This window comes from Nocardia sp. NPDC003269, from assembly GCF_042888005.1.
In the GTDB taxonomy this organism is placed as follows: domain Bacteria; phylum Actinomycetota; class Actinomycetes; order Mycobacteriales; family Mycobacteriaceae; genus Nocardia.
Window position 1 is genome coordinate 939,275 of record NZ_JBIAPA010000001.1, and the last position, 21,578, is coordinate 960,852.

Genomic DNA, 21,578 nt, shown 5'->3' on the forward strand with positions numbered 1-21,578 from the left:
TCAGCGCGGCTCGAACAGCAGGTCGGCGGCGCGGGCCAGCACCTGGGTGCGGGTGCGGCCCTCGTGGTCGGCGGCCAGGAAGTGCCCGCCGATCACCGCGCAGAAGGCGAGCAGGCTGCGGGCTTCGACCTCGTCGGGGTCGGCGCAGAAGGCGCCGATCGTCTCGCGCAGCAGGTCCATTCGGCGATTGTCGACCCGGCGCAGCCGCGCGGCGACGTCGTCGTCGCGGCGGGCCCAGTCGCGGATCGCGAGGTCGATGGGCAGCAGCCGGTCGCTGGAGAAGGTGAGCACACCCGCCAGGCGGGCTTTGGCCTTCGGGTCGCCCGCCCGCTCGACCTGTTCGAGCACCTGGTCGACCGCCTCGCGCTCCCACTGCTCCAGCATCGCGACGAGCAGGGCGTCCCGGTCGGCGAAGTAGCCGTAGAACCCGCCCTTGGTGACGCCGATGCGCTTGGCCAGCGCCTCGACCCGGACCGCGTCGACGCCGGCGGCGGCCAGCACGCTCAACCCTTCCTCGACCCAGCGCTCCCGGGGAGTTCGCGCGGTACCCACGACGTGTTCCACCTCATATCGCCTCGGCCGGACCGCCGGATGAGCGGCCGGAGCAACCAGTGTACGGAGCCGTATAGTCTCCCGATCCGACCCGACCGACCCGACCCGTTTTTACACCGGGGCACCGGGACCGCTATGCTGCTCCACGGAGGATTCGCCTAGTGGCCTATGGCGCTCGCCTGGAACGCGGGTTGGGTTAACGCCCTCAGGGGTTCAAATCCCCTATCCTCCGCCACAGCAGGGCCCTGATCGGTTCGCCGGTCGGGGCCCTGTTCGTTTAATCGGTGGATCTGTCGGTGGGCTTCCGTAGAGTGAGCCCCGATGGTGCGGGAAACCCCCACCAACCCACCCGCCGGTGTCGCCGCCGTCTCAGATGTGTGCGTGCCGACACAGCGGAGTGGGTACCCATCCCCAGTGCCCGTCCGTAAACGGACGGCGTGCGCCGGTCGATTGTTCTTCGACGGCGCCCCAGACTTCAGGAAGAAAATTCGTAGTGACTACATCACCTGACACGAGCATCGGCCGCGACGCGTCCGGGCCGATCCGGCTGATGCTGCGTGAGCGACATGCCATCACGGGCCCGATCGACGGCGCCTGGTGGCCGCGCACCGACCAGCCGATGACCGAACTGCACCAGCTGGTGCAGGCGGTCTCGCCGCGGATCGGCAAGCTGGCCAGGCTCGGATTCGATTGGCATGCCACCGAATCCGAGGCGTCGGCCGAGCAGGCCTCGCGCATCATGCATCTGGTCGGCAGCAACGGCGCCGACCTCGCGCTGCTCGTCATCCCCGCCTCGACCGAGGCACCCGCGGCGCGCAGTCAGATGCGCTGGGCCGCGGGCAAACCGCGCGTCCAGGACCCCGCGCCCGCCGAGACGGCGGCCGACGGGCCGCGCACCCTCGTCCAGACCTGACTATCGATCGCTGGTGTAGGTCGGGTCGAAGTCGCGCGGCGCGCCACGGCGGCTCAGCAGGCGGTCGAACCATTCGCCAAGGATGACGCCGGCGGCCAGCGCGCACCCGACGCCGAACGCGCCGAGGATCTGCCCGAACCCGAGCAGCGTCTCGTCCTCGAGCAGCGCGTACAGGCCGCGATACACCTTCAGACCCGGCAGCAGCGGCGTGATGCCCGCGACCGCGACGACCAGCGGCGGCGTGAGCGCGCGGCGGGCCATCAGACCACCGGCCAGGCCGATCAGCGTGGCCGCCATCCCGGAGGCGACGACCGGACCGAACCCGATGTCCTGGGCGACGAGGTAGGCGACGGTGCCCGCCGCGCCGCTCAGCCCGGCCGCGAACAGGGCCCGACGTTCGGCGTAACAGGCCATCGCGAAGGCGATCGCGGCCACCGCGCCCGCGCTCAGTTTGATCGCCAGGAACTCGGTGTCGCGGCCCGCGCTGTCCGCGATCTCCGGCACCGCGATCCCGAGCATGGTCGAAACCCGCAGGGCCAGGCCGATACCGGCGACGATGCCGCCGGTCATCATCACCACTTCGAGCATGCGCGCGGCCGCCGTGATCGGCGCGCCGGTGATGGCGTCCTGCACCGAACCGACCAGCTGCTGCCCGGACAGCAGCACCGTGATGCCCGCGGCGACGATCAGCGCGGCGTCGGCCCGCCAGTGATCACTGATCGCGGCGAGCGCGATGGCGGGCGCGGCGGCGATGACACCACCGACCAGATGCTGGAAGAAGATCGGCAGGCCGAGCTGGTGCAGCGCCCGGTTGACTACATCGATCAGCGCCGTGGTCGCGAAACTGATGACCGCGAGCAGCGCGCCGCCACCGAGCAGTACCGCGATGGCCGCCGCCAGCAGGGACCAGCCCATCGTCGAGACCCAGCGCGGATACGGGTGCGCCCCGGAGACGATCTCGTCCAGCGCGGCGTGCGCCTGGTCGACCGGGACGACCTGGCTGCGGATCCGCCGGGTCAGCCGGTCGACCGCGGCCAGCCGGGTGAAGTCGAGCGAGCGGTACTTCACCACCCGCATATCGCTGGCCGGGGGCAGGCGCGGGCCGCGATCGGCCCAGATGCGGATGGCGTCGAAGGTGACGTCGATATCGCATTTGTCCAGGCCGTAGGTCGAGGCGATGAAGCGGACCTGGGCCGAGGTGTCGATGACACCGGTACCGGCGGCGAGCACCACCTCCCCCACCCGCACGGCGAGGTCGAGCACCTGCGACACCTCGGCGTCGTCGGTGAGGTCGATCGGCTGCAGCGGGGTGGGGGCGATGGTGATGTTGTCGGCCGTGGCGCGCTGCGAGGGCAGCACGAACGGGCGGCGCAGTCGCCACCATCGCGTGCGCGGCCCTGGACGGGCGGTGATCGTGTCGCCGTCGCCTTCCATTGCCGGGTCCGCACTCATACTCTCGACCGTAACGGCGTTCGAGGCCGGTTCGCCGTCTCGCAACGAGTTCGTCAACGTGTCGTCTGCCGCACGGGGCCGATCTCAGATGTCCTCGATCAGCCCCGTGCTGTAAGCCGTGGCCGCCAGGTGCTGGAGGCAGCGCGGACCGCAGCCGTCGTGCTGAGTCAGCACGAAACGAGCCTGCTGAAGCGAGAAGATGGGAGAATCGGCCACGCAGTCGGCATGCGCGGCGCGCCAGCGGTCTTCGCGACCACGGGTGGCGGCCCGCGATGTGGGCGGGTCTGGTGCGGATGTGTCCAGCAGGGTGTGACGGTAGGGGCCGGCGATGGAGGCGATGACTGTATGAACACCGGGACGGGGAAGGTGATCCAGGAGCGGCGGCGGTTGCTCGGGCTCTCGCAGCCCGCGCTCGCGACCGCGATCGGGGTGAGCTCGCGGCAGATCACCCGGTACGAATCGGAGGAACAGTCGCCGACGCTGCCGGTGGCGATCCGGCTGGCCGACGCGCTGCAGATCTCGCTCGCCGAGCTGGCGGGCATCGTCGACAACCGGATCGATCTGGCGGGCCGCTGGTGGGCAGCCTGGCAGAAAGCGGCGCACCACGGCGACGAGGTCGAGGTAACGCCGGTGACGATCCGGCACGAGGGCGACCATCTGCTCATCGACTCGGCCGCCGAACCCGCTGCGGCGCAGGACGACCCGGCCGCGCAGATGCGCGGCGAGATGCGGGTGTGGGACGGTGACGCGCTCACCGGCTGGGTCCGTGGCATGGATGTCGCGCGGCCGATCGGCACCATCTACTACTCGCTGCACCCCCAGGGCGCTCATGCGGTCGGCTCGTGGACGACGAAATCCGGCCCCGACGGTGTCGTCCGCGGCTGGAGCGCGCTGGCCAGGGAGAAGTCCGACGCCGAGAAGCTCCTGTCGGAACTGGTCCGCACCGACGGCACGGTCGAGTCGTGGCCGGGGAGTTCGCGCTCGGCCTGAAGCCGGCGCAGGATGTCGCCGACGGTCGGCCGCCCCGGCTCCACGGGTGGCAGCAGTAGCAGGTAGCGGGTCAGCGCTCCGAACACGAACAGGCCCACAGCAATCCACAGGTAGATGTCCATCTGTCCCCTCCGAACCAGTCGGTACTACGCGGGTGGCGCGGTATGGTGGTGTCGAAGCCACCGCAGCAAAGTATGGTCGTCGTCAAGACCTTTTGGACAGCAAAAAGCGTCTACAAACGTCTACAGTTCGCTACGGTGTGTCCATGTCCAGTCGGGGCGAGCAGGGGAACGACGAGATCACCGTCGTCGGGGCACGTTTGCGACAACTCCGCGAGGAAGCCGGACTATCCCTGACCGCGCTGGCCACCCGCGTCCCGTACAGCCGGGCGGCCCTCGGCCACTACGAAACCGGCACGCGCGCAGCGTCATCCGAGGTGATCGACTGGTACGAGCGAGTACACGCCCAAGCGGCACCCGCGCTCCCCGGCGCCCGGCGCCGCGACCCACGCGCCGCCGACACCGCGCTGGCCCGCGCCATCGCGGCCGGTCGCGGCACCACCCGCCCGCTCATCGAGATCGACCGACCACACCGGGGCGACAACGGAACCGGCTTCTTCTGCCCGTTCCGCATCGACGGCCTGATCGAAGGCGAGGCCGCGGGCACCGACGCCGCCACCGCGCTGCACTCGGCGCTGCGCGCCATCGGCGTCGAGCTGGACCGCGAGCGCGACTAGCCGCGCTCGTTCGCGCGGTGCGCCTCGACCACCGCGTCCAGCGATTCGGCGAGCAGGGCGAGATACCGGTCCGGATCGGACAGCACCCGCACATCCGAATGCACCGACAGCGCGATGGTTTCGCCGATGCCGTGCACGCCGTGGGTCAGGTGCATGACGGCGCCGAGAGCAGGGAAACCGCCGGTGAACAGGACGGGGGCGCCGGCGAAGGTGAGGTCGGCGTCGCCGCGGTAGACACTGGAGACCACGGTGTTGCCGTCCAGGGCGGCGGGCACGCTGTCCAGATCGGCCCTGGCGACATCGCGGGCAGCGAAGACGGCCGGGACGGTCGCGCCGACCCGATCCTGGACGGCGAGTAGTGGATTCAGCGCGCGCTCCCGGCGGGTCGCGAGGTCGTCGGCGATCAGCCCGGCGCGGACGACCAGATCGGGTTCGTCGATATGCAGGTCGATCGACAGGCCGCGGTAGTGGTTGCGGGCAGCGCCGGGGCCGGGCAGCGCCATCGGCAGGGCGGTGCCGAGGCGGTCGGGGTGCTCGCCGCGCTCGGCGAGGTAGGCGGCGAGCGCATGGGAAACCGCCGTCAGGGCAACGACTGTCACGGTACGGCCGGGGACCCGGATCCGTGCCGCGTCGACGACGAGCAGGCGAACCCGATGGTCGAACACGCCGACGGGAGCACTCGGATTCAGCGGGTTCGGCGCGAAACCGGTGGTGGGCGCCGGTACCGCACCCGCGGCGGTGCGGTCAACGAGCTCGCGCTGGGCCAGTTGCGCCGCGCGCCCCCGGCGAGCGGTGGTCACCAGCTGCCGGGGAAACCGCAGCACCCCAGTCACTCTCGGACCGGCGGCCCGAGTGGTCCATGCACAGAGTTGTCCCCAGTAATCCACAGGCCGGGGGGGAGTTTTCACAGGCTCGACCGGGGGATATTCCGAGTTGTCCACAGGCACACCGGGAGAGCTGGGGATAACTTCGCGCACCGGCGACGGAGCGAACAGTGCACGCGCGAGAGCGGCCGCCCCGGTGCCGTCGGCCAGGGCGTGCGACACCTGCAGCACGACGACGAGTAAGGGCCCCGACGCCGCGGGCGCATCCAGGACAGCGCGGAAAACGTGGATGCGCCAAGGACTTTCGGTGCCGTCGACGCCGGTACCCAGCAGTTCGCCGACGCGGTCGAGCAGCGCGGGCCACCGGAGCCCATCGGGACGGTGGTACACGAATTGCTGGGACGTGAATTCGGCGGGCTCCCACCGCGGATAGTCGAGGTTGCCCGGAATCTCCCGAATCCGGATCCGCAGATCCGGAATGCGCGCCGAACGGTCGGCGATGAAAGCGCGGAGTTCGTCTGCGCTGCTGTCGTTTTCGGCGAAACAGTAGAGCAGGAACACATCATTGGCGCCGCGGCGCGACAGCCAGAACATCGTCGCGTCACGCGCGGCCATCGTGGTCATCCGGCCACGATAGGCCACACCACTGAGAAGGCCCCGAGTCCTACCGACCCGGGGCCCGTGCTGCCTTCTCGAGGCGCATGGCGCGGCTCAGCCGCGCGCGAACTCTCCCGCGGTGACGTCGGCTAAGAACGCGCGCCACTCTCCCGGTCCGAAGGCCAGCACGGGACCGCGACCGCGATCCTTGGTGTCGCGGACCGCGACATCGCCGCCGGCGAGAAAGGCCACTTCCACGCAGTTCCCATCGGGTCCGCTGTAGGTGCTCTTCCGCCACACAGCGTCCGTCACATCAACTTCCACGGCACTTACTCCTTTGCATGATCGAGAACGGGATTACTCCAGGAATCGTTGCAACATTCCGATATCCGGTGCGATCGACGAGTTACTTCGTGGCACACAGAGCACTGCCACAGGGTGCGCGCAACCGACCGGCACGAACCAGCGCATCGAGGCGTTTCCGCCTCCGGGGGCTGCCCCCGCGGAAGAAACACTAGCAGGTCTTCCGCAAGTTTGCGGATGAGAATTTGCTTTCTCATATGGGTTTGCCAAGCTTGCGAAGCTTCACGTTTGCGGGAGCATTGCCGGACCCCGGTACCCATTCCCGAACCGGCTGACGCATCAAGTTTTACATCCGTGTGATTAGTCCGTGATACGTCAATTTCTCGACTGTCTCAGCCGCCTCGCGAGCACCACCGACGGCGCCCGTGGATCATGGGGTGATGATCTCCCGTGACCGCGATGCCGCAGGTCGTGCCCGCAACGACCGCCCCAGGGACCGACTCGGCAGGCCGCTGCCCCCCGGCAGTGCCGGAGTCGCCCGAATTCCGGACGACCTCGAGCTGGCACCCCAGCAAACTCTCACCTTCGCTCAGCAACTGCTGGACGACGGTTTGGCATTCAATGCCCACGAGGTATTGGAGGCAGCGTGGAAGAACGGGCCGGTTGCCGAGCGGATGCTCTGGCAGGGGCTGGCGCAGTACGCGGTCGGCATCACCCACATCCAGCGTGGAAACGCCAAGGGCGCGGGTACTCTGCTGCGCCGCGCGAGCGAGCGGCTCGGGGCCTACCCGGCGAATGCTCAGCAGCACGATGTCGACCGGACCGGGCTGATCGCCCACGCGGCCGTGCTGCTCGCCGCGCTGGCCGCGGGGGATCCGATCGCCGAGGAGCAGTTGCGGCCGCGGCTGTGCCACCCGCGGGCCACCTAGGATGGTGCGGTGCCAACCAGCCCCTCCACCGGCGCGGGCCGGTACGCCCCGAGCCCCTCGGGTGAACTGCACCTGGGCAATCTGCGCACCGCGATCCTGGCCTGGCTGTTCGCCCGCACGACCGGACGCGACTTCCTGCTCCGGATCGACGATCTCGACCGGGTCCGCCCCGGCGCCGCCGAACGCCAGCTCGACGACCTCGCCGCCATCGGCATCGATTGGGACGGCCCCGTGGTGCGCCAATCCGAGCGGCTCGCGCGCTACGACCGCGCCATCGCCACGCTCGCCGCGGCCGGGCGCACCTATGAATGTTTCTGCACCCGCCGTGAGATCCAGCAGGCCGCGGCCGCGCCGCACGGACCGATGGGCGCCTACCCGGGGACCTGCCGGCACCTGAGCGACGCCGAGCGCGCGGCCAAGCGCGCCGAAGGACGGCCTGCCGCACTGCGATTGCGCGCCGATGTCGACGACTACCCGATCACCGATCTACTGCACGGCGAATACCGTGGCGCCGTCGACGATCTGGTGTTGCGCCGAGGCGACGGTATCCCCGCCTACAACCTCACCGTCGTCGTCGACGACGCGGAGCAGGGCGTCGACCAGGTGGTCCGCGGCGACGATCTGCTGCCGTCCACCCCGCGCCAGGCCTACCTCGCGGAGCTGCTCGGGTTGGCCGCGCCGCAATACGCGCATGTCCCGCTGGTGCTCAACGCCGAGGGCAAGCGGCTGGCCAAACGTGACGGTGCCGTGAGTCTTTCGGATCAGCGCGCCCTGGGCAACACGCCCGAGGATGTGGTGGCGGCCATCGCCGATTCCCTCGGATACGACGCGCGGACAACAACCGAGCTCCGTGAAGTTTTCGACCCGGCGCGGATACCGGCAAAACCGTGGATACTCGAGCCTATCGGGTTGTTCCGACCAGAGGGATGTCCGTAACGTACGCATCGACCGATCTCCTGATCACGACGAGGACGAATTTATGACCAGCGGTGGTTACGACCCCAACCAGTACCCGCAGGGCGGTCAGCCCGGCGGCTACGGCCAGGACCCCTACGGCCAGCAGCAGCCGGGTTACGGCCAGCAGCAGCCGGGATACGGGCAGCAGCAGCCGTACGGGCAGCCCCAGCCCGGCTACGGCCAGGATCCCTACGGCCAGCAGCAGCCGGCCTACGGCCAGGACCCGTACGGCCAGCAGGCCTACCCGGGCGGGCAGGGCGGATACGGCCAGCAGGGGTACGGCGGCGTGCAGCCTGCCGACCTGGGCGTCCGGATCGGCGCGCGCCTCATCGACAACCTGATCGTCAGCATCCCGCTCGCGATCGTGCTGGCGCTGGTGTTCAGCGGCAGCACCTACCAGTTCATCGGCGGCGCCATCATCTCGCTGGCGGTCTACGGCTACTTCATCGCCATGGAAGTCACCCAGGGCACCTCGCTCGGCAAGAAGATCCTGGGTCTGCGGGTCGTCGCTCCCGGTGGCGCGCCGAACCTGACCCCGGAGCAGTCGGCCAAGCGCAACCTGTTCCAGATCGTCGGCCTGATCCCGTGCGTCGGTGGCCTGATCAGCCTGGGCCTGGCGATCTACATCATGATCACCATCTCCCAGGACCCGAACAAGCAGGGCTGGCACGACAAGTTCGCCGGCGGCACGCAGGTCGTCAAGGGCTGATTTCCCGGCTGACCACAAACGCCAGGGGCGCTTCCGAATCCGGAAGCGCCCCTGTTCGTTTCGCCGGACGTCAGTACGACGAGGAGGAATCCAACCCGCCCGCTACCCCGAGCACGATGACGAACACCACGTACAGCAGGCCGAGCACGAGCGTGATCGCACCGATCCAGATGCCGGCCAGCGCCATGCCGCGGCCTTCACCGCCGCGCTCCTTGATCTGGTTGAGCGCCATCACCCCGAGCACGATGCCGACGATCGAGCCGATGCAGGTGCACAGGCCGACCAGCGAGGAGACCAGCGCGCCGATCGCCAGGCCGTTGGTGCCCTGCGGCTGCGGGAACCCGCCGTAGGGCTGGTACCCGCCCGCGGCGGGGTAGGCACCGTAGCCGGGCTGCTGCGGCGGCGGCTGCTGCGGATACTGCGGCGCCGACGGCTGCTGGTAGTTCGGATACTGCGGCTGCGACGGCGGAGGGGCGGGCTGCTGCGGGTACTGCGGCGCCGACGGGTAGCTGGGGGGCTGCGACGGCTGCGCGGACGGGTACTGCGGCACCGAGCCCGGCGCGCCGGACTCCGGCGACACGCCGGAGCCGCCGTACTGCTTCCACCATTCGTCGGAATCGCCGGGATTCGTCATTGGTACAGCGTATTCCACAACCGACGCCCGTGAGGCACCGCGACCTTGGTTGGATAGGAGCCGTGACTGATGCAAACACTCTCGACCAACCTGCCGAATCTGGGCACCCCGCGCCGGACCACGCGGCATTCGCCCAGGTTGCGCGGGGGTTCTACCCGGTAATCGTCGCCGTGTTCACGGCGACGCTGATCATCTCCAACATCTGTGCCACCAAGGGCGTCGAATTCTTCGCCGACAAATCGGTGATGCTCGGCCCGCTGCAGATCCTGCCGATCGCGACCGACGGCGCCTTCTTCCTGTTCCCCCTCGCCTACATCCTCGGTGACGTGCTCAGCGAGGTGTACGGCTTCCGTGCCACCCGCCACGCCATCTACACCGGTTTCGGCGCGCTGCTGCTCACCGTCGCGTGCTTCGCGATCGCGATCCGGCTGCCCGCCGCCGGCTTCTACGAGAACCAGGAAGCGTTCCGCACGGTCCTCGGCACCACCCCGCAGCTCGTGCTCGCCGGCCTGGCCGGTTACTTCGTCGGTCAGCTGCTGAACTCGGCCACCCTGGTGATGATCAAGGAACGCACCAAGGAAAAGCACCTGTGGGCGCGGCTGCTCGGCTCCACGGTGATCGGCGAGTTCGCCGACACGCTGATCTTCTGCTCGATCGCCGCCACCGCCATCGGCATCGACAGCTGGCAGTCGTTCGTCAACTACGTGATCGTCGGCTTCCTGTGGAAGACGCTGGTCGAGATCCTCGTCATGCCGATCACCTACCGCGTGATCGCGATCCTCAAGAAGACCGAACCGACCTACGCTCCGGCGAAGGTCGACGCCCTGCACGACTAGGCGGCAGGCGGCGGATCGGTCTCCGGTCCGCCGCTACGCCCCCGGCGCCTTGATCCGGCCCTGCCACTGGCCCAGGAATTCGGTCTTGAACTCGTCGAAATAGCCGCCCTCGATGCTGGCGCGGATGCGGTCGACCAGCCGCACGGTGAACCGCTCGTTGTGGATCGTGCAGAGCGTCGCCGAGAGCATCTCCTTGGCCTTGAACAGGTGATGCAGGTAGGCGCGGGTGTAGTGGGCGCAGGTGTAGCAGTCGCAGTTCTCGTCGATCGGGGTGAAATCGCGGCGGAAGCGGCTGGTGTTGATGTTGAACCGGCCCTGGTCGACGTAGATCGCCGCGTTGCGCGCCACCCGCGACGGGTTCACGCAGTCGAAGGTGTCGGCGCCGTTCTCGATGGCGACGAACATGTCCTCGGGTTCGCTGATGCCGAGCATGTGCCGCGGCTTGTGCTCGGGCAGCTCGTCACAGCACCAGCCGACGATGGTGCCGAGATTGTGCTTCTCCAGCGCGCCGCCGATGCCGTAGCCGTCGAATTCCGTTCCGCCCGCCCCGCGGATCTCCTCGAGCTCGCGACAGGCCTTGCGGCGCAGGTCTTCGTACTGCGCGCCCTGGATCACCGCGAACAGCGCCTGATAGGGCCGGTGCCCGCGCTCGCCGGTGAGCTTCTCGTGCTCATCGATGCAGCGCTGGGCCCACTCGTGCGTGCGCTGGAGCGACTTCTCCTGGTAGCCACGGGTGTTCAGCAGGGTAGTCAGCTCGTCGAAGGCGAACATGATGTCGGCGCCGAGCTGATGCTGGATGCCCATCGACACCTCGGGGGTGAAGCGGTGCTTGGAGCCGTCGAGGTGCGAGCGGAAGGTGACGCCGTCGTCGTCGACGGTGGCCAGCCGCTCCTTGCCCTCGGCGATCACCTCGTCGGAGCGGATGTCGACCGCTTCCATCGCGAGCACCTTCTTGAACCCGACGCCCAGCGACATCACCTGGAAACCGCCGCTGTCGGTGAAGGTGGGGCCCGGCCAGTTCATGAAGGTGCCGAGACCGCCGGCCTCGTCGACGATATCGGCGCCCGGCTGCAGGTACAGGTGGTAGGCGTTGGCGAGCAGCGCCTGCGCGCCGAGATCCTTCATCGTCTCCGGCAGCACCGCCTTCACCGACGCCTTGGTGCCCACCGGGATGAAGGCGGGCGTGGCGATCTCGCCGTGCGGGGTACCGATGACCCCGGTACGGCCGTGCCGCCCGCCGTCGAGACGGGTGCCTACGGTGAAGGAGAACTCGCTGGGATCGGCCACCAGCCCATCGTGCCAGCACGGCCCGGCGCGGCACCCGCCCGGGTGACGCGCCGGTCGCCTACAGTTCCGCCGCCGCGAACTGCGCGTTGTAGAGGCGGTAGTACGCGCCGCGCTCCTCGAGCAACCGCTCGTGCGAGCCGTGCTCGACGATGCGCCCCTTCTCCATCACCACGATCAGATCCGCGTCGCGGATGGTCGAGAGCCGGTGCGCGATGACGAAGCTGGTGCGGTCGCGGCGCAGGGCCGCGGTCGCCTGCTGGACCAGCAGTTCGGTGCGGGTGTCGACCGAGCTGGTCGCCTCGTCGAGGATCAGGATCGACGGCTTGGCCAGGAACGCGCGCGCGATGGTGATCAGCTGCTTCTCGCCGGCGCTGACACCGCCGCCCTCCTCGTCGATCACCGTGTCGTAGCCGTGCGGCAGCGCGTGCACGAACCGGTCGACATAGGCGGCGCGGGCCGCGGCCAGGATGTCGTGCTCGGAGGCGTTCGGGTCGCCGTAGGCGATGTTCTCCCGGATCGTGCCCTTGAACAGCCAGGTGTCCTGCAGCACCATGCCGATCCGCGAGCGCAGATGGTCGCGGGTGATGGTGGTGATGTCGACGTCGTCGATCGCGATGGTGCCCGCGTCGAGCTCGTAGAAGCGCATGAGCAGGTTGACCAGGGTGGTCTTGCCCGCGCCGGTCGGGCCGACGATCGCGACGACGTGCCCTGGGTCGGCGACCAGCGACAGCCGCTCGATGACCGGCACCTCGGGGTCGTAGCCGAAGGAGACCGCCTCGAACTCGACCCGCCCGCGATCGACCGGGCGCTGGTTCTCCGTCTCCGGGTCCGGGCTCTGCTCCTCGGCGTCGAGGATCTCGAAGATCCGCTCGGCCGAGGCCACGCCGGACTGGAGCAGGTTGGCCATCGCGCCGATCTGGGTGAGCGGCTGGCTGAACTGGCGCGAGTACTGGATGAACGCCTGCACGTCACCCAGCGACAGGTTGCCGGTGGCCACCCGCAGACCGCCGACCAGCGCGATGAACACGAAGTTCACGTTCCCCAGGAACATGATGGCGGGCATGATCAGGCCGGAGATGAACTGCGCCTTGAAGCTCGCGTCGTAGAGCTTCTGATTGCGCTCGTCGAACTCCTTGCCGACCTCGCGGCTGCGGCCGAACGCGGTGATGATCTCGTGGCCGGTGTAGGCCTCCTCGACCGAGGCGTTCACCGCGCCGGTGTACTTCCACTGGTCGACGAAGTGCGGCTTGGACCGCTTGGCGATCTGCGCGGTGACGATGATCGCCGCGGGCACGGTGAGCAGCGCGATCAGCGCCAGCAGCGGCGAGATCCAGAACATCATGATCAGGATGCCGACCACGGTGAACAGCGAGACCAGCAGCTGGCTCATCGTCTGCTGCAGGCTCTGCGAGACATTGTCGACGTCGTTGGTGACGCGGCTGAGCACGTCACCGCGCGGCGCGGAGTCGAAGTAGCGCAGCGGGAGCCGGTGCAGCTTGTCCTCGACGTCGTCGCGCAGGCGCTTGACGGTCCGGTTGATGACGATGTTGAGCAGGTAGCCCTGCAGCCAGCCGAACACCGAGGCCGCCACGTACAGGGTGAGCACGATCAGCAGCACGCGCGCGACGGCGTCGAAGTCGATGCCGGTGCCCGGGATGACGTTCATCGCCGAGAGCATGTCGGCGCGGGTGTTCTCGCCGCGGTCGCGCAGCATCTGGATGGTCTGCTCTTTGCTGAACCGCGGGTCGAGCTGCTTGCCGACGAAACCGTCGAAGACCAGGTTGGTGGCCTTGCCGAGCAGGTAGGGGCCGAGCGTGTTGAGCACCACCGAGGTGATCACCAGCGCGACGATCACGCCGACGGCGAAGCGTTCCGGCGCGAGCCTGCGCAGCAGTCGCTTCAGCGACGGTCCGAACGACTTGGCCTTCGTACCCGGCGCGCCGGGTACCGGAGCACCGGGCCTCATCGAGCCTCCTCCACACTCAGCTGGGACTCGACGATCTCGCGGTACTCGGGACATCGCTGCATCAGCTGCTCATGCGTACCGATGCCCGCCATCGCGCCGTCCTCCAGGACGACGATCTGGTCGGCGTCGCGAATGGTCGCGATCCGCTGGGCGACGATGAGCACCGACGCGTCCGCGGTCTCGGGCTTGAGCGCGGCGCGCAGCCGGGCGTCGGTGGCGACGTCGAGCGCCGAGAAGGAGTCGTCGAACAGGTAGACGCTCGGCCTGCGCACCAGCGCGCGGGCGATGCACAGGCGCTGCCGCTGCCCGCCAGACACCGTGGTGCCGCCCTGGGCGACGGGGGTATCGAGCCCCTGCGGCATCTCGCGCACGAAGTCGGCCGCCTGGGCCACCTCGAGCGCGTGCCACAGTTCCTCGTCGGTGGCCTCGGGCTTGCCGTAGCGCAGATTGCTCGCGACCGTGCCGGAGAACAGGTACGCCTTCTGCGGCACCAGGCCGATACCGCCGCGCAGGAGTTCGAGGTCGAGATGACGCACGTCGGTGCCGCCGACGTAGACCGCGCCGTCGGTGACGTCGATCAGCCGCGGGATCAGGTTGATCAGGGTGGTCTTGCCCGCGCCGGTGGCGCCGACGATCGCGGTCGTCGTGCCGGGGGCGACCTGGAACCGGATGCCGCGCAGCACCGGCTTCTCCGCGCCGGGGAAGGCGAACTCGGCGAACTGCAGGTCGACCGCGGCCGGGTCGGCGGCGAAGGGCTGCGGCAGCCGCGGCGGCCGGACCGAGGACTCGGTCTCGAGCACCCCGCCGATCCGGTCGGCCGAGACGGCGGCGCGCGGCGCCATCATCGCCAGGAACGAGGCCATCATGACGGCCATCAGGATCTGCATGATGTAGGACAGCATCGCGGTGAGCGAGCCGATCTGCATCGTCCCGTTGTCGACGTGGTGACCGCCGAACCAGATCACCGCGACGGCGGTGACGTTGCTGATCAGCATGACCGTCGGGAACATCAGCGCCATCAGCTTGCCGACCCGCAGCGAGGCGTCGGTGAGCGCGGTGTTGGCCATCCCGAAGCGCCAGATCTCCTGCCGCTCGCGCACGAACGCCCGCACCACCCTGATGCCGGTGATCTGCTCGCGCAGCACCCGGTTCACCTCATCGATGCGCGCCTGCATCTGCCGGAAGCCGGGCACCATGCGGGCCACGATCGTGCCCATGGCCAGCGCGAGCGCGGGGACCGCGATCAGCAGCAGCCAGGACAGGCCGAGATCTTCGCGCAGCGCCATGATGATGCCGCCGACGCACATGATCGGCGCCATCACCAGAATCGTCACCGACATGACGATGAGCAGCTGCACCTGCTGGATGTCGTTGGTCGAGCGGGTGATCAGCGACGGCGCGCCGAACAGGCCGACCTCCCTGGCCGAGAACGTCTCGACCCGGTGCAGCACGCCACCGCGCATGTCCCGGCCGGCGCCCATGGCCGCCTGGGCGCCGAGGTACACCGACGCCGACGAGGCCACGATCTGCACGCAGCTGACCGCGAGCATGAACAGGCCGGTGGACCAGATGTAGCCGATATCGCCCTTGGTCACGCCGTTGTCGATGAGGTCGGCGTTGAGGCTGGGCAGGTAGAGCATCGCGATGACCGAGATCAGCTGGAGCACGAGGACACCGGCCAGCTGAGCGCGGTACGGGGCCAGGTAGGTCCGCAGCAGGGTGATCAACATGGTGGTCGCAGGCTACCGCGTGCGGGTGACCGTCGCCGCCGACTTTTACCCGCCCTGTGGACAAGTCCAGCCTGTGGATGAACTACGCGCCGGCGGGGGTCCGCGGCTCGCGACGCGCCCAGGCGCCGGGGTCGGCGATCAGCTCACCGATGAAACCTGGCAGTCGGTCGGTGGCGATATCGGCGATGGAGACGTTCTCCAGCACGGCCCTGATATTGACCCGCAGCGCGATCCACACCTGCTGCAGCGGTTCGGCGGCGCCCGGGTAGCGCACGTCCTCCGGGCGCTGCCCGCGGACCGAGGCCAGCGGCGATTCCACCGCGCGGATCACGTCGGCCACCGAGATCTCCGGCGCGGGCCTGCCGAGCCGATAGCCGCCGTCGGGGCCGCGCCTGCTCAGCACGAGGTCGGCGCGGCGCAACTCGGCCAGCACGGTCTCGAGCACCTTCGGTGGGATCTGCGCGGCGGCGGCGATCGCCTCGGCCTTGACGACGCCGTCGGTCGCGGCGAGTTCCAGCAGCGTTCGCACCGCGTAATCGACCCTGGCGGTGATATGCACGTCTCGAACTTACGCGGTCGACCCGGCGGGAGCGGCGGGCCGCCCGCTCAGGCCGACCGCCCGCAGGCGGTCAGCACGCAGGTCGCCGCGTCGAGCAGGGTCTTCTCGACCATCTCGTCGGTCGCGCCGGGCGCCAGTTCCGACGACAGCAGCGCGACCCCGAGCACCTCGATGGCGGCGGCCGCGCGCAGCATCGCCTCCTGGTCCGGGTCGGGACCGGCCAGCCAGGTGCGCAGTTCCCTGGTCGGCTCCATCAGATCGGGATAGCGATCGGCGATGGCGTTGACGATCGCCGCCGTATCGCGCACACACAGCGCGCCTGCGGCGCGGTGCCGGATCATCCCGCGCAGGTAGGTGCGCAGCACCGCGCGGATGCCCTCGTCGTTGTACGGGACGGCATCGATGTCGGTGACGATGTCGCGCATGTGATCGATGATCGGATCGATGATCGCCAGGAGCAGATCCAGCTTCGACGCGTAGTGGTAGTACAGCGACGCCTTTGTGATCCCCACCATATCGGCGACCTCGCGCAGGCTCGTCTGCTCGAAACCCTTGGCGGCGAAAAGCTGCACCGCGGCGTCGCGAATAGCCTGCTTGGTGCCTCCACCTGCGGAAACGGCGTCGACGGTGTCTCGGGGAGCCATGTATTCAATCCTCCCATCACTGCGGGTGACTCACTGCGCGCCCCCGAAATCGAGGTTGCCTCTCCACTTACTGGATCGGTAGTCTACCTACCGCACGGTAGGCAGAAAACGACGATGTGGAGGCGGGTCGTCAGGGGAGACCCGCATGTGCTGTCTACGAGCCTGATCCCACCCGAGTTCTTCGCGCTAGGAGCACCCTCGTGTCCGTATACCTGTACAGATGGGGAAAGTTCGCTTTCCGCCGTAAATGGATCGTGCTACCGGTCTGGTTGTTGCTGTTCCTGCTGCTCGGTGGCGTCGGCGCCGCCTTGAGCAAGCCGATGACCAACGACTTCAGCATGCCCTCGCTGCCTTCGGCCCGTGCGAACGAGATCCTCGACAAGCACTTCCCCGGCATGTCCGAGCAGTTCAAGTTCGACGCCGTGTCCGGCACCTACGTGATCGGCGCCCCGGAGGGCCAGAAGCTCACCGACCCGGCCAACCGCGCCGCCGTCGACGCGCTCATCACCAAGCTCGGTGAGCTGCAGATCGTCGATCACGCGAAGCCGCTGATGAGCCCCATCGAGATGACCGACAAGATGGGCTGCCTCGCCAACCCAGACCCGTCGCAGTGCTCGGGCGCGCCGCTCAACGTGCTCAGCTCGACGGCGCCGGAGAGCGTCGCGGTGCTGACCGTGCCGTTCAACATCGAGGGCGTCACCGACGTCACCGACGTCGAGCGCGACGCCGCCTACGAGGTCGCGGCCGAAGCCCGCAACGCGGGCCTGACGGTCGAGCTCAGCGGTTCCATCGCGATGGAGCAGGAGCAGCCGAGCGGCAAGTCCGAGCTGATCGGCATGGGTGTCGCGCTGATCGTGATGGTGGTCGCCTTCGGCGCCATCGTCGCCGCCGTCGTCCCGATCGTCACCGCCATCGTCGGCCTCGGCGCGGCGACCTCGCTGATCATGCTCGGTACCTCGGTGATCGAGGTCCCCAGCTTCACCACCTTCCTCGCCTCGATGATCGGTATCGCGCTGTCGATCGACTACGCGCTGTTCATCGTCTCCCGCTACAAGCACGAACTGGCCGTGCGTGACTCGGCCGAGGAAGCCGCCGGTACCGCGCTCGGCACCGCCGGTTCGGCCGTCGTGTTCGCCGGTCTGACCGTCATCATCGCGCTCGGCGCGCTGAGCATCGTCGGCGTGCAGTTCCTGACCTTCATGGGTCTGGGTGGCGCCATCGCCGCCGGCTTCGCCGTGCTCACCGCGATCACCCTGATGCCCGCGCTGATGGGCGCCTTCGGCAAGACCCTGTTCAAGCCGAAGCTGCCGCTGGTCGCCCAGAACGATCCCGAGGACGAGAACTCGGTCACCAACGGCCAGCGCTTCGCCCGCCTGATCGGCAAGGCCCCGTGGGTCGCGCTGATCCTGTCGGTGGTCGTGCTCGGCGCACTCGCCGCGCCCGCCGCGGGCCTGAACCTGGGTCTGCCCGGCGAGGACTCGGCCCCGAAGACCTCCACCGTCCGCAAGGCCTACGAGCTGCGCACGGAGGGCTTCGGCGAGGGCAGCAACGGCGTGCTGATGGTCGTCACCGACCTGAGCGCGGTGCCGGAGAACCAGCGTGAGGCCGCGGTCGGCGCCCTGCGCGACAAGCTCGCCTCCTACGACGGCATGGACTACGTGACCGAGCCGCAGTGGAGCGAGAACAAGCAGGGCGCCATGCTCAACGGCGTGCCGAAGTCCGGCCCGAACAACCAGGCCACCAAGGATCTGGTCGCCGAGGCGCGCGGCGCCGAAGCCGACCTGAAGGCGCAGTTCGGCATGGAGTACGGCATCACCGGCACCACCGCCATCTACGCCGATGTCGACCACGTGCTGCTCAGCAAGATCGTGCCGTACCTGGCGATCGTCGCCGGTGCCGCGTTCATCCTGCTGATCCTGGTGTTCCGCTCGATCCTGGTCCCGCTCACCGCGGCCCTGGGCTTCCTGCTCTCGATGGCGGCCACCTTCGGCGCCACCGTGCTGATCTTCCAGCAGGGCAAGCTCGGCCTGATCGAGGACCCGCAGCCGCTGGTCAGCTTCCTGCCGATCATGTTGATCGGCTTGGTGTTCGGCCTGGCCATGGACTACCAGGTGTTCCTGGTGACCCGCATGCGCGAGGAATTCGTGCACGGCAAGTCGCCCAAGGACGCGATGGTCTCCGGCTACCACCACGGCGCCCGCGTCGTGACCTCGGCGGCGATCATCATGATCTCGGTGTTCGGCTCGTTCATCCTGGAAACCGACGTCACCGCGAAGTCGTTCGGCTTCGCGCTGGCCGCCGGTGTCGCGATCGACGCCTTCATCGTCCGCATGATCGTGGTGCCCGCGCTGCTGGTCATCATGGGCAAGTGGTCGTGGTGGATCCCGAAGTGGCTCGACCGCATCCTGCCCGACATCGACGTCGAGGGTTCCAAGCTCGAACAGCTCCGTAACCAGGGCGCCGAGACGGTGAAGCACCCGCTTCCGGTCTCCTGACCCGCTCGAATCGGACGACCCCGCGATCCATCCCGGATCGCGGGGTCGTCCCGCTTTTTCGCCCGTCGCGCCTGGCACGTTGCTTGATATCGCGGTGGCCTGGCACCAGACTCGGACTGGTTAGACCCGGCTCTACCTCCCGCTCCGCACCGATCACCGCGAGGAGAAAACCGTGTCCGTCTATCTGTACCGGTGGGGCAAGCTGGCCTTTCGCCGCAAATGGATCGTGCTACCCGTCTGGCTGGTCTGTTTCCTGATCCTCGGCGCCCTCGGCGCCCAGCTCCAGAAACCGATGACCGACGACTTCAGCATGCCCAACCTGCCGTCGGAACGGGCGACCGAGATCCTCGACAAACACTTCCCCGGCATGTCGGAGGCCTTCGCCTTCGACGCCGTGACCGGCACCTACGTGATCGGCGCGCCCGCCGGGCAGAAACTCACCGACCCGGCCAACCGGCAGGCGATCGATGCGCTGATCGGCCGGCTCGATCAGCTCGGCATCGTCGACCACAGCAAACCGATCCCGAATCCGATCGCGATGACCGAGGAGATGGGCTGCCTCGGCCCCGAGCCCGACCCGTCGACCTGTAGCGGCGCGCCGCTGAACGTGCTGAGCAAGACCGCCCCCGACACCGTCGCGTATTTCAGCGTCCCGTTCACGATCAAGGAATTCGCCGACATCACGGCCGCCGACCGCGACGCCGCCTACGCCGTCGGTGACGCCGCCCGCGCGGCCGGGCTGACGGTCGAGATCAGCGGCACCATCGCGATGGAACAGGAGATGCCGAGCGGCAAGTCCGAGCTGATCGGCATGCTGGTGGCCCTGGTGGTGATGGTCGTCGCGTTCGGCGCGATCGTCGCCGCGTTCGTCCCGATCATCACCGCGATCGTCGGCCTCGGCGCGGCCACCTCGCTGATCTTCCTGTCCACCTCGGTGCTCTCGATCCCCAGCTTCACCACGTTCCTGGCCTCGATGATCGGCATCGCGCTCTCGATCGACTACGCGCTGTTCATCGTGTCCAGGTACAAACACGAACTGGCGGTACAGGATTCGGCGGAGGAAGCGGCCGGTACGGCGCTGGGCACGGCGGGCTCGGCGGTGGTGTTCGCCGGGCTCACCGTCATCATCGCGCTGGTCGGGCTGAGCATCGTCGGCGTGCGGTTCCTGACCTTCATGGGTCTGGGCGGCGCGGTCGCCGCCGCGTTCGCGGTCCTCACCGCGATCACGCTGATGCCCGCCCTGCTCGGCGCGTTCGGCAAGACGCTGTTCAAACCGAAGCTGCCGCTGATCGCCCAGCACGATCCCGAGGACGACAGCATCGTCACCAACGGCACCCGGGTGGCCAGGGTCATCGCGAAGTGGCCCGCCGTGACGATGGTGCTGGCCATCGTGGTGCTCGGGCTGCTGGCCGCGCCGGCGATCAACCTGAACCTCGGCCTGCCCGGCGAGGACAGCCTGCCCAAGTCGACCACCGTCCGTAAGGCCTACGACCTGCGCACCGAGGGCTTCGGCGAGGGCAGCAACGGCGTCCTGCAGATCGCCGTCGACCTCAGCGACACCCCCGTCGACCAGCGCGAGGCCGCGCTGCTCGCCCTGCGCGAGCAGCTCCAGTCCTACCCGGACATGGAATTGGTCACCGAGCCGCAGCTGAGCCAGGACGGCGCGGGCGCGCTGATCAACGGCATCCCCAAGTCCGGCCCCAACGCCCAGACCACCAAGGACCTGGTGCAATCGGCGCGCGACGCCGAACCGGCGCTGCACGACCAGTACAAGATGTCCTACGGCATCACCGGGACAACGGCCATCTACGCCGATATCGACCACGTGCTGCTCAGCAAGATCGTCCCCTACATGGCGATCGTGGCGGGCGCGGCGTTCATCCTGCTGATCCTGGTGTTCCGCTCGATCCTGGTCCCGCTGACGGCCGCGCTCGGCTTCCTGCTCTCCATGGCGGCCACCTTCGGCGCGACCGTGCTGATCTTCCAGGAGGGCAAGCTGGGCCTCATCCAGGACCCGCATCCCCTGGTCAGCTTCCTGCCGATCATGCTGATCGGCCTGGTGTTCGGCTTGGCCATGGACTACCAGGTGTTCCTGGTGACCCGCATGCGCGAGGAGTACGTGCACGGCGCCGATCCCACCGACGCCGTGGTCAAGGGCTATCACCACGGCGCGCGCGTGGTCACCTCGGCGGCGATCATCATGATCTCGGTCTTCGGCTCGTTCCTGCTCGAGTCCGATGTCACCGCCAAGTCGATGGGCTTCGCGCTCGCCGCCGGCGTCGCCCTCGACGCCTTCGTCGTCCGGATGGTGCTCATCCCCGCGCTGCTGGTGCTGCTCGGCAAGTGGGCGTGGTGGCTGCCGAAGTGGCTGGACAAGATCGTCCCCGACATCGACGTCGAGGGCGCTCGCCTGCGCGAACTACAGCAGCAGGAGAAGACCCCGGTCCCCGCGCACACCTAGCCGG

Annotated in this window: 19 protein-coding genes and 1 tRNA gene; 10 read left to right on the forward strand and 10 right to left on the reverse strand. The window is 68.5% G+C overall.

Annotated elements, in window-relative coordinates; genetic code table 11:
* Positions 1–552, reverse strand: coding sequence for a TetR/AcrR family transcriptional regulator (locus tag ACFYWJ_RS04270; RefSeq protein ID WP_355283973.1), 552 nt, complete (start codon positions 550–552; stop codon positions 1–3).
* A gap of 147 nt (positions 553–699) precedes the next feature.
* Here ACFYWJ_RS04270 and ACFYWJ_RS04275 point away from each other — a divergent pair.
* Both ACFYWJ_RS04275 and ACFYWJ_RS04280 read left to right on the forward strand, forming a co-directional pair.
* Positions 700–787, forward strand: a tRNA-Ser gene (locus ACFYWJ_RS04275).
* A gap of 258 nt (positions 788–1,045) precedes the next feature.
* A complete protein-coding gene (locus ACFYWJ_RS04280; RefSeq protein WP_355283976.1) occupies positions 1,046–1,465 on the forward strand; it encodes a DUF5994 family protein in 420 nt (139 codons plus the stop codon).
* Here ACFYWJ_RS04280 and ACFYWJ_RS04285 read toward each other — a convergent pair whose 3' ends face one another.
* Positions 1,466–2,917: a threonine/serine exporter family protein gene (locus ACFYWJ_RS04285; RefSeq protein ID WP_355283979.1), complete on the reverse strand. Its 1,452-nt coding sequence runs from the start codon at positions 2,915–2,917 to the stop codon at positions 1,466–1,468. It lies immediately after the preceding gene.
* 345 nt (positions 2,918–3,262) lie between these two features.
* On the opposite strand from ACFYWJ_RS04285, the gene ACFYWJ_RS04290 reads away from it, so the two are divergent.
* Together ACFYWJ_RS04290 and ACFYWJ_RS04295 are read left to right on the forward strand one after the other, a co-directional pair.
* The gene (locus tag ACFYWJ_RS04290; RefSeq protein WP_355283981.1) at positions 3,263–3,907 is read left to right on the forward strand and encodes a helix-turn-helix transcriptional regulator; all 645 of its coding nucleotides are present in this window, start codon (positions 3,263–3,265) and stop codon (positions 3,905–3,907) included.
* 265 nt (positions 3,908–4,172) lie between these two features.
* Positions 4,173–4,643: a helix-turn-helix transcriptional regulator gene (locus ACFYWJ_RS04295; RefSeq protein WP_355283984.1), complete on the forward strand. Its 471-nt coding sequence runs from the start codon at positions 4,173–4,175 to the stop codon at positions 4,641–4,643.
* On the opposite strand, the gene ACFYWJ_RS04300 is transcribed toward ACFYWJ_RS04295, so the two are convergent.
* Both ACFYWJ_RS04300 and ACFYWJ_RS04305 read right to left on the reverse strand, forming a co-directional pair.
* Entirely contained in the window at positions 4,640–6,091 is a 1,452-nt protein-coding gene (locus tag ACFYWJ_RS04300) for a wax ester/triacylglycerol synthase domain-containing protein (RefSeq protein ID WP_355283986.1), read from the reverse strand. The two genes, ACFYWJ_RS04295 and ACFYWJ_RS04300, sit on opposite strands and share 4 nt — an antisense overlap.
* An 87-nt stretch (positions 6,092–6,178) precedes the next feature.
* Positions 6,179–6,376 carry a DUF397 domain-containing protein gene (locus tag ACFYWJ_RS04305; RefSeq protein WP_308248653.1) on the reverse strand — a complete coding sequence of 66 codons (198 nt, stop codon included), beginning with the start codon at positions 6,374–6,376 and terminating at the stop codon, positions 6,179–6,181.
* A gap of 431 nt (positions 6,377–6,807) precedes the next feature.
* Between ACFYWJ_RS04305 and ACFYWJ_RS04310 the strand changes: the two genes are divergently transcribed.
* The 3 genes from ACFYWJ_RS04310 to ACFYWJ_RS04320 are packed head-to-tail and all read left to right on the forward strand — an operon-like array spanning position 6,808 to position 8,962.
* Positions 6,808–7,296, forward strand: a complete 489-nt coding sequence (locus ACFYWJ_RS04310; RefSeq protein WP_355283989.1) for a DUF309 domain-containing protein — start codon at positions 6,808–6,810, stop codon at positions 7,294–7,296.
* 9 nt (positions 7,297–7,305) lie between these two features.
* Complete coding sequence (gene gluQRS / locus ACFYWJ_RS04315) at positions 7,306–8,232, forward strand: tRNA glutamyl-Q(34) synthetase GluQRS (RefSeq protein ID WP_355283991.1); 927 nt, start codon at positions 7,306–7,308, stop codon at positions 8,230–8,232.
* A 43-nt stretch (positions 8,233–8,275) separates the two neighbouring features.
* Positions 8,276–8,962 (forward strand): RDD family protein, encoded by a 687-nt coding sequence (locus tag ACFYWJ_RS04320; protein ID WP_355283994.1) that lies wholly within the window; start codon positions 8,276–8,278, stop codon positions 8,960–8,962.
* Positions 8,963–9,032: 70 nt separating this feature from the next.
* Here the strand turns inward: ACFYWJ_RS04320 and ACFYWJ_RS04325 are convergent, their stop codons facing one another.
* Positions 9,033–9,596, reverse strand: a complete 564-nt coding sequence (locus ACFYWJ_RS04325; RefSeq protein ID WP_355283997.1) for a DUF4190 domain-containing protein — start codon at positions 9,594–9,596, stop codon at positions 9,033–9,035.
* Positions 9,597–9,649: 53 nt separating this feature from the next.
* Between ACFYWJ_RS04325 and ACFYWJ_RS04330 the strand changes: the two genes are divergently transcribed.
* Entirely contained in the window at positions 9,650–10,432 is a 783-nt protein-coding gene (locus tag ACFYWJ_RS04330; RefSeq protein ID WP_355284091.1) for a queuosine precursor transporter, read from the forward strand.
* 33 nt (positions 10,433–10,465) lie between these two features.
* Here the strand turns inward: ACFYWJ_RS04330 and tgt are convergent, their stop codons facing one another.
* The 5 genes from tgt to ACFYWJ_RS04355 all read right to left on the reverse strand — a co-directional run bounded on the left by tgt (position 10,466) and on the right by ACFYWJ_RS04355 (position 16,618).
* Positions 10,466–11,719 carry a tRNA guanosine(34) transglycosylase Tgt gene (tgt, locus tag ACFYWJ_RS04335; RefSeq protein WP_355284000.1) on the reverse strand — a complete coding sequence of 418 codons (1,254 nt, stop codon included), beginning with the start codon at positions 11,717–11,719 and terminating at the stop codon, positions 10,466–10,468.
* A gap of 58 nt (positions 11,720–11,777) precedes the next feature.
* Positions 11,778–13,685: an ABC transporter ATP-binding protein gene (locus ACFYWJ_RS04340; RefSeq protein ID WP_355284003.1), complete on the reverse strand. Its 1,908-nt coding sequence runs from the start codon at positions 13,683–13,685 to the stop codon at positions 11,778–11,780.
* Positions 13,682–15,415 (reverse strand): ABC transporter ATP-binding protein, encoded by a 1,734-nt coding sequence (locus ACFYWJ_RS04345; protein WP_355284006.1) that lies wholly within the window; start codon positions 15,413–15,415, stop codon positions 13,682–13,684. Before ACFYWJ_RS04345 ends, ACFYWJ_RS04340 begins: the two co-directional genes overlap by 4 nt.
* An 82-nt stretch (positions 15,416–15,497) precedes the next feature.
* Positions 15,498–15,974, reverse strand: a complete 477-nt coding sequence (locus tag ACFYWJ_RS04350; protein ID WP_355284008.1) for an Rrf2 family transcriptional regulator — start codon at positions 15,972–15,974, stop codon at positions 15,498–15,500.
* A 47-nt stretch (positions 15,975–16,021) separates the two neighbouring features.
* Entirely contained in the window at positions 16,022–16,618 is a 597-nt protein-coding gene (locus ACFYWJ_RS04355) for a TetR/AcrR family transcriptional regulator (protein ID WP_355284011.1), read from the reverse strand.
* A 200-nt stretch (positions 16,619–16,818) separates the two neighbouring features.
* Here ACFYWJ_RS04355 and ACFYWJ_RS04360 point away from each other — a divergent pair, with 200 nt between their 5' ends.
* Both ACFYWJ_RS04360 and ACFYWJ_RS04365 read left to right on the forward strand, forming a co-directional pair.
* On the forward strand, positions 16,819–19,113 hold the full coding sequence (locus ACFYWJ_RS04360; protein ID WP_355284013.1) for an MMPL family transporter: 2,295 nt from the start codon (positions 16,819–16,821) through the stop codon (positions 19,111–19,113).
* A 172-nt stretch (positions 19,114–19,285) separates the two neighbouring features.
* Positions 19,286–21,574, forward strand: a complete 2,289-nt coding sequence (locus ACFYWJ_RS04365) for an MMPL family transporter (protein ID WP_355284015.1) — start codon at positions 19,286–19,288, stop codon at positions 21,572–21,574.
* Positions 21,575–21,578 lie beyond the last annotated feature (4 nt).

Coding starts and splice junctions, on each gene's coding strand:
- ACFYWJ_RS04285 (WP_355283979.1), bottom strand. CDS start 2,917: ATGAGTGCGGACCCGGCAATGGAAGGCGACGGCGACACGATCACCGCC.
- ACFYWJ_RS04290 (WP_355283981.1), top strand. CDS start 3,263: ATGAACACCGGGACGGGGAAGGTGATCCAGGAGCGGCGGCGGTTGCTC.
- ACFYWJ_RS04295 (WP_355283984.1), top strand. CDS start 4,173: ATGTCCAGTCGGGGCGAGCAGGGGAACGACGAGATCACCGTCGTCGGG.
- ACFYWJ_RS04300 (WP_355283986.1), bottom strand. CDS start 6,091: ATGACCACGATGGCCGCGCGTGACGCGACGATGTTCTGGCTGTCGCGC.
- ACFYWJ_RS04310 (WP_355283989.1), top strand. CDS start 6,808: ATGATCTCCCGTGACCGCGATGCCGCAGGTCGTGCCCGCAACGACCGC.
- ACFYWJ_RS04320 (WP_355283994.1), top strand. CDS start 8,276: ATGACCAGCGGTGGTTACGACCCCAACCAGTACCCGCAGGGCGGTCAG.
- ACFYWJ_RS04325 (WP_355283997.1), bottom strand. CDS start 9,596: ATGACGAATCCCGGCGATTCCGACGAATGGTGGAAGCAGTACGGCGGC.
- ACFYWJ_RS04340 (WP_355284003.1), bottom strand. CDS start 13,685: ATGAGGCCCGGTGCTCCGGTACCCGGCGCGCCGGGTACGAAGGCCAAG.
- ACFYWJ_RS04345 (WP_355284006.1), bottom strand. CDS start 15,415: ATGTTGATCACCCTGCTGCGGACCTACCTGGCCCCGTACCGCGCTCAG.
- ACFYWJ_RS04355 (WP_355284011.1), bottom strand. CDS start 16,618: ATGGCTCCCCGAGACACCGTCGACGCCGTTTCCGCAGGTGGAGGCACC.